The sequence below is a fragment of the Staphylococcus sp. CWZ226 genome, assembly GCF_018986355.1.
GTDB classification, from domain to species: domain Bacteria; phylum Bacillota; class Bacilli; order Staphylococcales; family Staphylococcaceae; genus Staphylococcus; species Staphylococcus simulans.
Genome location: NZ_JAHMSB010000002.1, coordinates 184,459 through 198,671, shown reverse-complemented (window position 1 = coordinate 198,671; position 14,213 = coordinate 184,459). Strand labels below are relative to the sequence as shown.

At 36.0% G+C, this 14,213-nt stretch carries 15 protein-coding genes; 6 read left to right on the top strand and 9 right to left on the bottom strand.

Translation table 11 applies throughout. From position 1 onward, the window contains the following. Nucleotides 1-14: 14 nt before the first annotated feature. On the bottom strand, nucleotides 15-371 hold the full coding sequence (locus KRR19_RS02600; protein WP_002479629.1) for a transcriptional regulator, SarA/Rot family: 357 nt from the start codon (nucleotides 369-371) through the stop codon (nucleotides 15-17). Between the two features lie 334 nt (nucleotides 372-705). Here KRR19_RS02600 and KRR19_RS02595 point away from each other — a divergent pair, with 334 nt between their 5' ends. Next, a complete protein-coding gene (locus tag KRR19_RS02595; protein ID WP_060803648.1) occupies nucleotides 706-2,967 on the top strand; it encodes an ATP-binding cassette domain-containing protein in 2,262 nt (753 codons plus the stop codon). A gap of 60 nt (nucleotides 2,968-3,027) precedes the next feature. On the opposite strand, the gene KRR19_RS02590 is transcribed toward KRR19_RS02595, so the two are convergent. Next, entirely contained in the window at nucleotides 3,028-3,384 is a 357-nt protein-coding gene (locus KRR19_RS02590; RefSeq protein WP_023015013.1) for a DoxX family protein, read from the bottom strand. A gap of 13 nt (nucleotides 3,385-3,397) precedes the next feature. Beyond that, complete coding sequence (locus KRR19_RS02585) at nucleotides 3,398-4,450, bottom strand: LLM class flavin-dependent oxidoreductase (protein ID WP_156666519.1); 1,053 nt, start codon at nucleotides 4,448-4,450, stop codon at nucleotides 3,398-3,400. Between the two features lie 572 nt (nucleotides 4,451-5,022). On the opposite strand from KRR19_RS02585, the gene KRR19_RS02580 reads away from it, so the two are divergent. Continuing rightward, the gene (locus KRR19_RS02580; protein ID WP_023015016.1) at nucleotides 5,023-5,757 is read left to right on the top strand and encodes a CHAP domain-containing protein; all 735 of its coding nucleotides are present in this window, start codon (nucleotides 5,023-5,025) and stop codon (nucleotides 5,755-5,757) included. A gap of 170 nt (nucleotides 5,758-5,927) precedes the next feature. Here KRR19_RS02580 and KRR19_RS02575 read toward each other — a convergent pair whose 3' ends face one another. The 3 genes from KRR19_RS02575 to KRR19_RS02565 form a co-directional block, all read right to left on the bottom strand. Continuing rightward, on the bottom strand, nucleotides 5,928-6,266 hold the full coding sequence (locus KRR19_RS02575; RefSeq protein ID WP_234016222.1) for a hypothetical protein: 339 nt from the start codon (nucleotides 6,264-6,266) through the stop codon (nucleotides 5,928-5,930). Nucleotides 6,267-6,661: 395 nt separating this feature from the next. Continuing rightward, a complete protein-coding gene (gene nhaC, locus KRR19_RS02570; RefSeq protein ID WP_156666518.1) occupies nucleotides 6,662-8,080 on the bottom strand; it encodes a Na+/H+ antiporter NhaC in 1,419 nt (472 codons plus the stop codon). A gap of 24 nt (nucleotides 8,081-8,104) precedes the next feature. Then, nucleotides 8,105-9,175, bottom strand: a complete 1,071-nt coding sequence (locus KRR19_RS02565) for an NAD/NADP-dependent octopine/nopaline dehydrogenase family protein (protein ID WP_002479636.1) — start codon at nucleotides 9,173-9,175, stop codon at nucleotides 8,105-8,107. 431 nt (nucleotides 9,176-9,606) lie between these two features. Here KRR19_RS02565 and KRR19_RS02560 point away from each other — a divergent pair, with 431 nt between their 5' ends. The 4 genes from KRR19_RS02560 to KRR19_RS02545 all read left to right on the top strand — a co-directional run bounded on the left by KRR19_RS02560 (nucleotide 9,607) and on the right by KRR19_RS02545 (nucleotide 11,811). Then, the gene (locus tag KRR19_RS02560) at nucleotides 9,607-9,987 is read left to right on the top strand and encodes a DUF4870 domain-containing protein (protein ID WP_023015020.1); all 381 of its coding nucleotides are present in this window, start codon (nucleotides 9,607-9,609) and stop codon (nucleotides 9,985-9,987) included. A gap of 121 nt (nucleotides 9,988-10,108) precedes the next feature. Further along, on the top strand, nucleotides 10,109-10,441 hold the full coding sequence (locus KRR19_RS02555) for a DMT family transporter (protein WP_002479638.1): 333 nt from the start codon (nucleotides 10,109-10,111) through the stop codon (nucleotides 10,439-10,441). Beyond that, the gene (locus tag KRR19_RS02550) at nucleotides 10,441-10,755 is read left to right on the top strand and encodes a DMT family transporter (RefSeq protein ID WP_002479639.1); all 315 of its coding nucleotides are present in this window, start codon (nucleotides 10,441-10,443) and stop codon (nucleotides 10,753-10,755) included. Before KRR19_RS02555 ends, KRR19_RS02550 begins: the two co-directional genes overlap by 1 nt. A gap of 87 nt (nucleotides 10,756-10,842) precedes the next feature. Then, nucleotides 10,843-11,811: a 2-hydroxyacid dehydrogenase family protein gene (locus KRR19_RS02545; protein WP_002479640.1), complete on the top strand. Its 969-nt coding sequence runs from the start codon at nucleotides 10,843-10,845 to the stop codon at nucleotides 11,809-11,811. 93 nt (nucleotides 11,812-11,904) lie between these two features. Here KRR19_RS02545 and KRR19_RS02540 read toward each other — a convergent pair whose 3' ends face one another. The 3 genes from KRR19_RS02540 to KRR19_RS02530 form a co-directional block, all read right to left on the bottom strand. Then, nucleotides 11,905-13,029 (bottom strand): FAD-dependent monooxygenase, encoded by a 1,125-nt coding sequence (locus KRR19_RS02540; RefSeq protein WP_156666517.1) that lies wholly within the window; start codon nucleotides 13,027-13,029, stop codon nucleotides 11,905-11,907. Between the two features lie 107 nt (nucleotides 13,030-13,136). After that, on the bottom strand, nucleotides 13,137-13,913 hold the full coding sequence (locus KRR19_RS02535; RefSeq protein ID WP_216733417.1) for an N-acetylglucosaminidase: 777 nt from the start codon (nucleotides 13,911-13,913) through the stop codon (nucleotides 13,137-13,139). Between the two features lie 25 nt (nucleotides 13,914-13,938). Further along, nucleotides 13,939-14,190, bottom strand: coding sequence for a hypothetical protein (locus KRR19_RS02530; protein WP_037556062.1), 252 nt, complete (start codon nucleotides 14,188-14,190; stop codon nucleotides 13,939-13,941). Between the last annotated feature and the right edge of the window lie 23 nt (nucleotides 14,191-14,213).

The window sequence follows — 14,213 nt, the reverse complement described above, 5'->3', positions numbered from 1 at the left end:
AACTTCTCCTATGATTAAAATACTTTGCTGACCGCTTTACAAAGAGCCTCGATTTCCTTTCTTTGCTCTGGATCAACTACTAAAATCACGGTTCTTTCATCATGTTTATTTCTTTTTTTAGTTAAGAGTTTACGCTCTTTAAGCTTTTGAATCGCTTTAGAAATAAAATATGGTTTTAAGTTGGAAAGTTGAATGATTTCTTTTACATTGAACTCTGTACGTTCTTTTTCACTGCTGTGAATGTAGTTTAAAATAAAGAGTTCTTCAAAAGTGATTTGAAACTCACTTTTTATTGTAGCACTGACCTCTCTTACTTTTTGTGCTACAGTGACGAATTTTGATAAATCATTAATTATGTTTTTATTGTTCATAGTGAAATTCACTCCTTCTTGATGTTTTTCGAAGATGTTTAGTGAATTGTTCTGATAATTTCAAGCAAGCCCCTACATAAACTAATTTTATTACAACTCTCATTAAATAACAATCTATTTTTGTTCCTAAAATAATCAAAATAGTAAACGTCATAATGTTGAAATCAGTCATCACGAATGTAAAGTTTTCACTAAGGTTAATTGGGTTAATAGGATGACTGTCTATTCAAAAAATCAAAAGCAATAAAAGTAGTAATAAATGAATATTGGGGAATACAATTAATCAATGTCATAATGAATGTGTATCACATATACAAACAAGGAGGATGAAAGGATGAAACAAGATTATATCCGTGTCAAAGGTGCGACACAGAATAATTTAAAATCCATCGATGTAGACATTCCTAAACATTTCATAACTGTATTTACAGGCCGTTCTGGTTCAGGAAAGTCTTCACTCGTTTTTAATACACTCGCTGCTGAATCAGAGCACCTTTTAAACGAAACTTATTCAAGTTACATACAGTTTCATCTTAATCAACAACCTAGACCTAGCGTCGATCACATAGACCATCTGCCTGTTGCGATGACAATCAGCCAACAACGTTATAACGGCAACTCTCGCTCAACAGTCGGCACAATTTCAGACATATACGCATCTGTGCGTTTATTATGGTCACGTATCGGCACACCTTTTGTAGGCTATTCTGATGTTTTTTCATTCAACAGCCCATCAGGCATGTGCAAAGAATGTGAAGGTTTAGGTTACATTGAATCAATTAATTTAGATGAATTGTTAGATTGGGATAAGTCATTAAATGAAGGTGCCATCGACTTCCCTTCTTTCGGTCCGGATAAAGAAAGAGGAAAAGCATATCGCGACAGCGGTTTGTTTGATAATGACAAAAAGTTAAAAGACTTTACCAAAGAAGAACTTGATTTATTTTTATATCAACAGCCGACAAAGCTTAAAAATCCACCGAAAGAATGGAGAAAAACTGCGAAATATGTGGGATTGATTCCGCGTTTCAGCCGTATCTTTTTAGGCGATAAAACTTTTGCGAAAAAACGTTATGCACGCCATTTAAAACACGTCGTTACCACTAAAACATGTCCTGTTTGTGAAGGACAAAGACTAAATCAAAAGGTATTAAGTTGTAAAATCAATGGCTATAATATTTCTGATTTTACTAAAATGACAATTAAAGAGAACTTGGCTTTTTTAGATCAATTGAATCAACCAACTGCAGAATTTATTATTGCGCCGCTTCGAAAACAACTTGAAGCTCTAGATTTCATAGGATTAAGCTATCTAACACTCGACCGTGTCACAACAACACTTTCTGGTGGAGAAGCACAACGTCTTAAATTAATCCGTCATTTGAATAGTCCTTTATCTGATTTAGTTTATATTATTGATGAACCCAGTGTTGGTTTGCATCCTGAAGATATACAAAAAATCAATATTATTTTACAATCACTTAAAGAAAAAGGCAATACTGTTTTAATTGTTGAACATGATCCTGATGTTATTAAAGAAGCGGATTATGTCATTGATATGGGACCAGGTTCTGGTAAGAATGGTGGAGAAATTACATTTGAAGGAGATTATCCAGCATTATTAGAATCTGATACAGCGACAGGTCATGCGTTAAGAAAACCACATCACCTTAAAAATGACGTGCGTCAACCTGCAGGATATTTCCATCTCGGACCAATTACAGAAAATAATTTAAAAGATGTCACGGTTGATTTACCTAAACAAGTCATGACGGTTATGACAGGTGTCGCAGGTTCTGGTAAGAGTACTTTGGTCAAAAAAGGATTTGAAGATAATGAACACACTATCTTTGTTGATCAAAAAGCAGTTCAAGGTTCAAGCCGTTCTAATCTACTGACTTATTTAGGTGTCTTTGATCAAGTACGAAAATTCTTCAGCCAACAAACCGGATTAAGCAAAGCGATGTTCAGCTATAATTCTAAAGGTGCATGCCCCAATTGCGGCGGTAAAGGTTATATTAAAACTGAACTAGCCTTTATGGCTGATTTTTCTCAGACTTGTGAAGTGTGTCATGGTAAACGCTATAAACCTGAAGTATTAGAAGCAACAGTTAACGGTTATAATATTGCGGATGTTTTAAACTTAACTGTAGATGAAGGTTTAGAATTCTTTAAAGGGCATCAAGAAATTGAAGATGCATTAGAGTCATTAAGCCAAACTGGATTAAATTATATGGCACTCGGTCAACCGCTAGACACCTTATCTGGCGGTGAGATTCAGCGCGTTAAATTAAGTCAGCATTTAGTCGAACCGACAACTGATTATGTTTATATCTTTGATGAGCCGACAACAGGTTTACATGAAGAAGACATTCCTCTACTATTGAATCGCTTCAATGATTTAATTGAAGCTGGGAATACAGTGATTCTGATTGAACATAACTTATCCATGATGTGTGAAGCGGATTGGCTCATTGATGTCGGACCAGGTCCAGGTTTAGAAGGAGGACAAATCTTATTCAGCGGCTTGCCTAAAGACTTCCTACAAACAGATACCTTAACTGCCAAACATTTAAAACGTTATACTCAAGCATAATAAAAAGGCTCAACCACAGTTTTGTGATTGAGCCTTATTCATATATACACTGATTATTTATTATTTTTTACTGCAAATTGTATCAGCTGAAGATAATGCAGCTAATTTCAATAAGTCAGTTGCGTGTTTAGCGCCTTCTTTACCATGACCTGCTTCGTAGTGTTTGTAAGCTGCAACACCTAATACACCTACTGCTAATAATGAAGCAACATTTGTCATTTTTTTGTTGCCGAAGCTTAGTAAATAGATTAAACCACTTGCTGCTTCTAAAGTACCTGCAACTGTTACCCATTTAGAATCAAGGCCGAACACATTTGCGAAAGTATCTTTCATACCTGCGTCACCTTTTAATTTTGGCTCTGAAGCCTGTAATAATTCCTTAGCGATTTTAATATTGTTTAAATAACGTAATAACATAATACAATCTCCTTTATTTATTATTAAAATATTCCTCTACAATAGGTTTTACCCTTTCTCCGTATAATTTAATTGCATGCATTACACGGTCATGTGGCATAGACCCTACTGGCAGGTGAATCATGAAACGATTCAAGTTCAATTCTTCGATTACTTTAATCATTTTCTTTGCGACTGTTTCTGGACTTCCTACAAACATTGCGCCTTCATCGCTGATTTCACGTTGGAAATGCGCTTGATCGTATGGCGGCCAATTACGTTCTCTGGCGATGATATCATGTGTGACTTTAGTCGGCGCGTAAAACTCACGTTGTGCCGCTTCATCAGTCTCTGCGATATAACCCCAAGAATGTACTGCAACCGGCATATCTTCTGCGCGATAACCTCTGTTTTCAGCAACTGCACGATACACTGCAATATTACGTTTGAAACGTCTAGGATTACCACCGATAATCGCGTAGGTAATCGGTAAACCGAACTCTGCAGCTCTCATAGAAGACTCTGGTGTGCCTCCTGTTGCGAGCCAAATTGGAATTTCCTTTTGCACTGCTCTAGGATATACACCTAAGTTGTTAATTGCTGGACGCAAACCGCCTTCCCATTTAACAATCTCATGTTGATTGATACGTTTCAATAATTCCAACTTTTCAATAAACAATTGATCGTAATCATCAAGGTTGTAACCGAATAATGGGAAAGATTCGATAAACGAACCGCGCCCTACCATAATTTCAGCACGTCCGTTAGATACTGCATCCAATGTCGCAAAACGTTCATAGACACGTACTGGATCATCTGATGATAAAACCGTTACTGCCGATGAAAGTTTAATACGTTTCGTTGTTGTCGCTGCTGCCGCAAGTACAGTCACAGGATCTGAAACTGCATAATCTGAACGATGATGTTCACCTAATCCATATACATCCAGCCCTACTTCATCAGCAAGTTGGATTTCTTCTACGATGTTTCTAATACGTTCTGCTGCTGTTAATTTTTCTTGAATGCCGTTTTCTGTATAAATATCAGTGTTGTCTGCAAAGGATGTCATTCCAATTTCGAGTTTCACTTTTTTCACCTCTTTAGGTATAATTTTTATACTTAAATAATACATCTGTTCTTTCCTTAAGTCAATACTTTCAACTCGAGCTGAACAAAGAGATAAAAACTTCCATTTAATGAAGAAAAGCCTAACTTTACATTAAGTTAATAGTTAACATCCACCTATTATGTTTAATTAGATGACTATCTATTCGACAGAATTTTAAAAATAAATCTCCGTCATATTAACTACAAAACAACATTTATTCATTAGAAATTATGTTTCAAAGTTTTCTGTTATATTACAAGACTGTAATATGAAAATCCTTTACAAATAATTAAAAATGTTAAAAATGCGATAACATCAACATTCTAAGACTATAGTCCTACTTTCATGCTTATTACATCCAAATACATAATTATTAGAACTAAATTACAAAACGATAACAAACCACACAAGTGCAATTTTTTTTGGTAGAGTAAGTCTTGTCGTTAAGAGAACGAAACAAATAAAACAAATTATGAAATTTAGTAAATGTTAATCCAGTCACGAGACTTAAAAAATAATTTAGCTTATTATCTTTAGGAGGATATTTTATCATGAATAAAATCGCTACTACTACAATCGCTACAGCAGGTTTAGGAATCGCTGCTTTAACTTTATCTAATCACGATGCAGACGCTGCACAAAATAACGGATACAACTCAAACGATCCTTATTCTTACAGCTACTCATATACAATTGATCAAGATGGTAACTACCACTACACTTGGGAAGGTAACTGGAACAAATCTAATCAATTCAATAACTACTATGGCACTTACGCTCAATACAATAACAACAACACAGCTAACAATAACTATACAAACTACACTAGCTACAATACACAAGCAACTGCTCCACGTACTGGCGGTTTAGGTGCTTCATACTCAACATCAGACAACAACGTTAAAGTAACAACTACTTCAGCACCAAAAACAAGCACTAACACATTCGCTAACCGTTCATCATCAGGTGCTAACTTATACACTGTAGGTCAATGTACTTACTACGTATTCGACAAAGTTGGCGGTAAAATCGGTTCAACTTGGGGCAACGCTAACAACTGGGCTAACGCAGCAGCAGCTTCAGGTTACACTGTAAACAACAACCCATCAGCTGGCGCAATCTTACAAACTAGCCAAGGTGCTTTCGGTCACGTTGCATACGTTGAAAGTGTAAACAGCGACGGTTCAGTAAACGTTTCAGAAATGAACTACGGTCAAGGTCCTGGCGTTGTAACTACACGTACAATCTCAGCTAGCCAAGCAGGCGGATACAACTACATCCACTAATTAATAAATTTACGATATAAACCAACTGATCAGCTACAATCAGTTGGTTTTTTTATGCCCTTTTTTTATTTCTATTGCTTATCCTGCCGCTAACTTATACGCATAACAAAGAAGCCGGCGACTTAGGAATTTACACCTAAGCCTGCCGGCTTTTCTATCTATTTACTACGTTATAACCAATATGCGATCATAATCCAGAATGCGAAAGCTAACACATATAATAATGGGAAGCTTTCTGATACGGGTCGTTTAAGTTGTCTATAAAGAACATAGCCTCCTAAACCTATGGCCATACCGGCTGTTAGGACAATACGTACCACAAACATTTCTACTGTGGCATTAATCCCAAGCTGAGGACTCGTAGTCATAACCTCAATAAGAGATAAGATTAATATCATTACTGTATAAACAACAGTATCTTTTGTTTTGTTAGTTTGGGATAATGTCCAAAATATTAATAGCCCGAAGATAGACGTCATTAACATTTCATGTGCTAAAAATTCCGACATAGAAGAATCAACTCTATATTGCAAAATCGCTACAAAATACAATATAAAGCTGATTACTAAATAGATAATAGAAGAATATTTTACAGTTAAATTATCTAAATTGAAGTATCGATGAATTCCTAGACACAATAGTAATATCGCTACAAGTATTACTACATATAGCATGGAATCACCTCATTCATATATATTTAATAACCGTTTTAGTACACAACTAAACCTAATAAATATTAATTTTTTAAATGATTGGAATTGCAATTAATCCTTCTTAGATAACTATAATTGTTCCACCATTAGTATGTTATACCCTGGATTCACGCGTTTAATGTGTAAAATCCGAAAAATTGTAAAAAGTCAAAGAAAAACTGCCTCACTTTAAAAAGCGAGACAGTTCATCTTTAACCGTGCTGCGTATAATGTGTTGTGTCTAGTGATTTCACCTTTTTCACTGACCAGCCAGTAAAGGCGTAGAATATAGCGAAAATCACACATAAATAACAAGGTACCGTCCAAATAAAGTAAGAATAGACGTTTACACCTAATTGTTGCGTATAATAAATTCCTGATGTGCCCCAAGGGATCAATGGAATAATCATCGTACCTGAGTCTTCAAGTGTACGTGATAAGTTTGTACGAGACAGCTTCATCTCATCATACATATCATATAACAACATACCTACTACGATAATCACAACAGATGCTACTCCTGCTGCTAATACCATAATCAAACCAGATATTACTGTAACTAAAATTAATGTACCTGGTGAAGTGACTTTATCTTTAATTGTGTTCAACATCACTGTTAAACAACCTGATTTTTCGACAATACCCGCAAACGCATAGCCGCAGAAGATTGTCACAATGACTTGTGTCATACTCATCATGCCGCCTTGCTCAAGCAAAGTCGTCGCTTTATCATTTAAATTGACTTGATGGACAATCATATCTGGTTTAAAACCGTCAAAGGCCGCTTTAAAACCATCAGTAAAATTAAAGCCATGATTCAGTGCTCCGACAAAGATCGCTGCCACACATGAAACTAACATAGCCGGTACGGTTGAGAAGCGGAATAATAAACATGCGATGATAACAATCGCTGGAATCCATACACTGAAATTAATATGATATACATTTTCAAGTTGACGTAATAATGCATTGATTTGGCTTTTATCCGCACTCGATTTATGATTTAATCCCGCAAAGAACCAAACTATCATACCGATAATCGACGCAGGAATCGTCGTCCATAACATCGCTTTAATATGGGCAAAAATGTTCACGTTCGTGACCATTGCCGCTAAGTTTGTTGTATCAGAGAGTGGTGATAACTTATCACCGAAAACTGCACCTGCAATAATTGCACCTGCAGCCATACCCGCATCAATATGTAATTGATGTGCAATCGCAATTAATGCGATGCCTGCTGTTGATGCAGAACCCCAAGCGGTTCCAGTGGCCATAGACGTTATCGCTGAAATTAAAAACGCAGAGACCAAGAAATAACTTGGATTCAACAATTTTAATCCATAATAAATCAGAGCAGGTACGGTTCCAGAATACATCCATGTCCCAACTACAATCCCTACGCATAAAATAATATAAATCGTAGGCATCGCTGTACTCAGCCGCTGTGTAATCCCCTCTTCTAAATCTTTCCAACGTAAGCCTACACGCCAGGCAATTACTGACGCATAAGCCGCTGAAAGAATTAATAATGGTTGTACTGGAATTCCAAATACCACAAATCCAACAATAACTAATAACATCATTACAACGATGGTTGAAATGGATTCAAGTAATGTCGGCATTCTCTTCATAATATGTCCCCCTTTATTTAATTGTTAATCTAATCCAACTTTATCTCTGCCTAACTCGTCGATTGTCAGACCCTCTTCAAAGAAATCACGTTCTAAAATTGTAGAAGCTATGACGATAATCGCATCAATATTCGGCGTTTCTACCCCAATTTCACGCCCTAAGCTAGACCATAAGACTAAACCGAATGCAATATCTTCAGTTAAATAACGATTCTTCACGTGATTTGGACCTGGAATTTGTGAGAAAACAGGACTTTCGTTAAACAGACGATTTAACGGTTCATCTTCACGATCTCTTTCTAAATAACCACGTTGAATACGTGCTTCTTTTGCTGTTTGCAGTTCGAATCCTAAACGACGGCCAAGTGACAGACGCTCAAGCTCTACCGCATGCAGTAAACGAACCGTATGTTTAGTAATCCCTTCTTTATATAATGAGAAGTCTCCAGAGTAATCAATACGTCCAACGTTTAATAAAGTTGGTCCTGGGTGCACTTCTGGGTTACCATTTTCTAAGTTTGTTTTCCATAAGTTTTCTTCTTTAATAATTTGAGGATAAATCTTTTCAACAATTTCAAAGTCTTCACTTAAATGTTCTTGAATATAAGAAGTGAAATAGACTTTACGTACATTTAAAGATAGATCAACAATACCCTCTTCAAAGTCAACACGCGTACCATACGTTAATGTGTTTGCTTCACAAAAACGTGGGCATACATCGATATATTCATCTTCTAATATGTTAAGGAATCGTGCTGAACCCATAGCAGCTGCCATGTTGAAGAATATAATTTGGTCATCCTTAACGAACGGCGCCATAATACGTGCATAATATTCAATAAATGTTGATGGAATAATCATTTGAATAATTTCTGCATCTTGTATAACCTCTTCAATGTCATCGCTGACTTGTGTAAATTTCACAAAGCTTTCTTCACCTTCATTATTGAAGTGGAAACCGCCTTGTTCAATCGCTTTATCGAACTTTTCGATAGAAGCGTTACGGCAATACAATTTGACATCGTGGCCCTTGCTTGTCATATCAACGGCTGCTGTGACTGCACCGTTACCTGAACCAATAATTGCTATTTTCATGCTTCATACCTTCTTTCTTTGTTTAGTCATGATTATGAGAGACCGTACAATAGCTTTATTGCTAGAAATAAAGTGATGTACGGTCTCTCGAAGTGTGAAAATATTATTTATTCTATTTAACCGTCTTAAAGAAAAATAAAACAGAAAACTTGTGAGACTTGTGTATGCTAAAACACGCACAGTTACAGCTTTCTGCGACCATCAAATAGTGTATTATAGTTATCGTAACATGATTAGACAAATAATAAAATAAAAATTTGTTAGCTACTTATTAACAATAACGTCTATATATTTCATACCCTACTTCTCTTTATTTATTGTTATTGTTAGGTGTCCAAAATGGTAAAAAATATTGAAGATTTTCCGATTGTGTTTCATTTAAACTCAATTATTGCTATATTTAAAGTAATCTTAAATATCGGAGGAGCGCTATGACTAAGGAACATTCACCTGAACAAGTCACCGAGCACACTGAAGTCTATCAACAATTTCCAACAGAAGATGCACGTTTATTCGCGTGTTTAATTTATATACTCAGCTTTTTTACAACTATTATCGGACCCTTAATTATTTGGTTAACCAAAGGCAGTGAATCTTATTTTGTAAATAAGACCGCTAAAAACTATTTTAATTTCGTTATTTCTTATACGATATGGACGATTGTAGCATTAGTTTTATGCATCGTATTAATTGGTATGATAATATTACCGGTTCTCGGTATATTGAGCATTGTATTCTCAGTCATAGCGGCTGTCAAAGCATATAATGGCGAGGAATACCTAATCCCGCTATCTATCCGCTTCTTCAACTAATCACACACAACCACAGCGTTGTGTGTTTTTTTGATGCTTTTTTCATAAACACATTCATTGTTTCTCTGTGTGTAATTTGAGAAAATAGACAGTGCTGAATTAAGAAGAAGGAGGCGTGTGTATGCGCTGGTTTAAAGTCATTTTAGCTGGCTTAGTAGAAATTATTTGGGTCAATTGTATTAAAAATGCAGATTCAGTGCTCAGTTGGGGACTGACTTTAATTATGATTGCGATCAGTTTCGCATTAGTAATCAATGCTTGTAAATCATTGCCTGTGGGAACGGCTTATGCGATTTTCGTAGGTATCGGTACAGTGGGTACCATTATTTTAGATATGGTGGTCTATGGCGACCCCTTCAGCTTTACCAAACTCTTTTTCATCATCTTATTATTGATTGGTATTCTTGGACTAAAACTATCAACAGATGAAACAGAAAGCGAGGGCTCACACTGATGGCATGGTTATATTTATTTATCGCAGGCTGTTTCGAAATTCTTGGCGTGATTCTTTTAAATGAATTAAATCGAACAGGCAAGAAATTTTATATTGTGTTATTAGGTATCGCCTTTATCTTCAGTTTCAGTATTTTATCACTCGCTATGAATTCCATCCCGATGGGTACTGCTTATGCGATTTGGACAGGTATTGGAACTGGCGGCGGTGCAATTATCAGTATGATATTTTATAATGAATCCAAAAATATCTGGCGTATTCTTTGTATCGGCTTAATTGTCGTTTCTTCTGTTGGGTTAAAACTCATTTCATAGTCATGCATACGCTTACGGTGTATTCATTGTTTCTCCTTCTTCCTTTTAATATAATTGATATATAAACTAAGAAAGGGAGTGTTTTGTATGGCTAAGGTCTATATTGCAGGCCCTATCCCACAAGTAGGACTTGATATTCTAGAAAAGAATAATATCGAAGTCGATATGTACGATGGTCCAGGAGTTGTGGATCAAGAAACATTAAAAAATGGCGTGAAAGATGCGGATGCATTAATCAGTATTTTATCTACAAACGTAGATAAAGACGTCATCGCAGCAGGCGAAAACTTAAAAGTGATCGCAAACTACGGTGCCGGCTTTAATAATGTAGATATTGAATATGCTGAATCTAAAGGCATCTATGTGACAAACACACCTGGCGTTTCAACACGCTCAACAGCAGAATTAACATTTGCGTTAGTTCTTGCAGTGGCACGTCGTATTGCTGAAGGTGATCAGTTATCACGTACGAAAGGATTCGATGGTTGGGCACCATTATTCTTCAGAGGACGTGAAGTATCAGGTAAAACTATCGGTATCTTCGGTTTAGGAAATATCGGTTATGCAGTTGCTAAACGTGCGAAAGCATTCGATATGGATATCCTTTATACAGGTCCACATCGTAAAGAAGATAAAGAAAAAGAATTAGGTGCGAAATACGTTGATTTTGACACATTATTAAAAGAATCAGACTTTATCACAATCAACGCTGCTTACAAACCAGAATTGCACCACTTGTTCGATACAGAACAATTCAAACAAATGAAACCGACAGCTTATTTAGTTAATGCTGCGCGTGGTCCGATTGTAAACGAACAAGCACTTGCTGATGCATTGAAAGACAAAGTCATCGAAGGTGCAGCGTTAGACGTTTATGAATTCGAACCGAAAATCACTGAAGATTTGAAATCACTAGATAATGTCGTGATTACACCGCATATCGGTAACGCTACATTTGAAGCACGTGACGGCATGGCTGAAATTGTCGCAAACAACACAGTAGATGTCTTAAAAGACAACAAAGCACCACAATATGTTGTAAATAACGTTAAATAAGATATTTACACTTAAGTAAAATGAGGCCTGGGAAAATATCCCAGACCTCATTTTTTTATTTCTTTATTTATCGTTTTAAACAATGTTGGTTGTTTATACAGATTTCGTTTTGTATAAGAATTTCGCTTGATTTGAAATCAATTTAGACGGTGTGCGTTTCAACACAAAGTTGCGCAAGCCAATCATCAAGCCATTTTGATATTGTGCTTTTTTACCAATACTGCGAGAACGTTTAATCACTTTTGCAGTATGTTTCACACGTAACGCATCATAACGTGCTAAAGCTTCTCTGAAATCATAAGTATTTAAGCAATTTGCTAACACAATCGCATCTTCCATCGCTTGTCCTGCACCTTGTCCCATATTCGGTGTTGTCGCATGAGCTGCATCACCTAGTAATAATGTGCGACCATAGACGAAGGATTGAAGCGATGTTAAATCGTAAATATTATGGTGTAAAATACCCGTTTCACTTTGTTGGTCTAGAATACGTCTGACCTCATTTGGATAGTTATTGTAATATGCTTGAATATAAGGTTTCGTGAATTCTTTAAATTTAGGATCGTTTTCTTTCGCATTAACCGCAATAAACCAATACGCTTGGTTATTTAACATCGGCACAATCCCTACACGACCTTTAGCACCCCAAAACTCTTTCGCTGTATGCGGATCATTCAAAGTTACATCGTCGACCATTCCTCTGAAGCATGTATAACCTTGGTAGTTAACAGTGGCTTTAGGGTTTACTTGTCCACGAATAATTGAATGTACGCCATCTGCACCGATACATAAATCAAAGTAATGTGTATCACCTTGTGCAGTTGTTAAAGTAACTTTCGAACTGTTTTGTACGAGTTTCACGATTTTAGTTCCTGTATGGATTAATTCTTTTGGAACATAAGATGCGATAACATCTAATAAAGCTTGTCTTGGCAGTGTTAAATTAACTGTTCCTTTTTTCATCACTGCTTTATTTAATACATGTCCTTTGTCATCTAAAATTTCCATTTCTTTGATGACTTGTCCTGCATTTTTAATTCCTTTTGCCATATCATGATTGCCGAGTTTGTCTAATACATTACCACCGATGCCGATACCTGCACCGATTTCTTTGATTTCATCTTGTTGTTCAAATACATGTATTTCGTGATCTTGTTCATGTAATAAGGCAGCTGCGGTGAGTCCGCCAATGCCGCCGCCGACAATTGCTATTTTCATCTCAATAATCCACCTCTTTTTAACACTTCCTATTTATTCTATCATATTCCCTATTTCCTATGTATCTAGCTGGATAGCTTAAAAAAGAGGGCTGCTGCCCTCTTTGGTTATTCATAGAAGTTTTTACGAATATCATCTTTTTTAATACCATATTTTTGATAATACGTATCCATCATACCTGCAATATTTTGATCCCAACCGATGTCACTCGCATATTGATGCTGACCAGGATTGCTAGGATTCCAACGCATTTGATAAAGTGAAATTTGTCCTTTATCGAAGAAGTCTTCTCGTACAAAACGTGCACCGCCCATAATTGCACGTTCTGGTGACGTCCACTTCTGCTTTTTCGCATAACTATGGCCATGCTTCATTGCGTCTTCATCAAACGCACCGATGCCATAAAAATTATAATATGTTTTTCCTTTAAACTTAATGCCTTTCGATAACTCAGAACGACCATGTCCTGTTTCCACTAATGCATGACTGACGAGATAAATAACATTCACATCATATTTATCTTGTGCCTTTAAAAATGCGTCCCCTTTATTTTCAAGCACGCCTTTGCCTTTTAATAATTGATTCACTTCTTTTTCATCCATTGAGATAGGCTCTGAAATATCCATATAACTGATATTATGATTCTGTCTTTTAATTGCCATAGCTTGTTCAACATCTGCTTTAGATGCATTCACAAATTGACCATTGTCTTCTTTCGTATTCAATACACCTTTTGAAGTTTGAAGTTGAACAGCTTCATCAAATGTATAATTCTTATCATTGCTGAACCAATTCGTTTCATTAATGATAAATAGAATAATAAAAGTTAAAAGAATTAAGCCGACAAACAGCCTGAAAATACGCGTTTTTACTTTACGATTCATTATGCGAACTCCTCATGTATTTTTTCTATTTCAACATAAAGTATGCTGCAATGATCACAATCATCACAATTGTAAAAGAGAGATTGATAATTATCTTCATTCCTGTTCTGTCACGGAATAAAACATTAAACATCATTAAACTGATAATTAAACCGATCGCAAACATGGTAATCGCAAGCACGGCTTTCATCATAATCAAAAAAATAAAACCAAGCACGACAAATAAATTTGAAATCAGTGCTAAAGCTTTTAATATGTTCGGGTTAATCGTCAACACCTTCTTTCTATCATCTACATCTA

Coding starts and splice junctions, on each gene's coding strand:
- KRR19_RS02535 (WP_216733417.1), bottom strand. CDS start 13,913: ATGAATCGTAAAGTAAAAACGCGTATTTTCAGGCTGTTTGTCGGCTTA.
- KRR19_RS02565 (WP_002479636.1), bottom strand. CDS start 9,175: ATGAAAATAGCAATTATTGGTTCAGGTAACGGTGCAGTCACAGCAGCC.
- KRR19_RS02595 (WP_060803648.1), top strand. CDS start 706: ATGAAACAAGATTATATCCGTGTCAAAGGTGCGACACAGAATAATTTA.
- nhaC (WP_156666518.1), bottom strand. CDS start 8,080: ATGAAGAGAATGCCGACATTACTTGAATCCATTTCAACCATCGTTGTA.
- KRR19_RS02540 (WP_156666517.1), bottom strand. CDS start 13,029: ATGAAAATAGCAATTGTCGGCGGCGGCATTGGCGGACTCACCGCAGCT.
- KRR19_RS02590 (WP_023015013.1), bottom strand. CDS start 3,384: ATGTTATTACGTTATTTAAACAATATTAAAATCGCTAAGGAATTATTA.
- KRR19_RS02575 (WP_234016222.1), bottom strand. CDS start 6,266: ATGTCGGAATTTTTAGCACATGAAATGTTAATGACGTCTATCTTCGGG.
- KRR19_RS02600 (WP_002479629.1), bottom strand. CDS start 371: ATGAACAATAAAAACATAATTAATGATTTATCAAAATTCGTCACTGTA.
- KRR19_RS02545 (WP_002479640.1), top strand. CDS start 10,843: ATGGCTAAGGTCTATATTGCAGGCCCTATCCCACAAGTAGGACTTGAT.
- KRR19_RS02550 (WP_002479639.1), top strand. CDS start 10,441: ATGGCATGGTTATATTTATTTATCGCAGGCTGTTTCGAAATTCTTGGC.
- KRR19_RS02555 (WP_002479638.1), top strand. CDS start 10,109: ATGCGCTGGTTTAAAGTCATTTTAGCTGGCTTAGTAGAAATTATTTGG.
- KRR19_RS02580 (WP_023015016.1), top strand. CDS start 5,023: ATGAATAAAATCGCTACTACTACAATCGCTACAGCAGGTTTAGGAATC.
- KRR19_RS02560 (WP_023015020.1), top strand. CDS start 9,607: ATGACTAAGGAACATTCACCTGAACAAGTCACCGAGCACACTGAAGTC.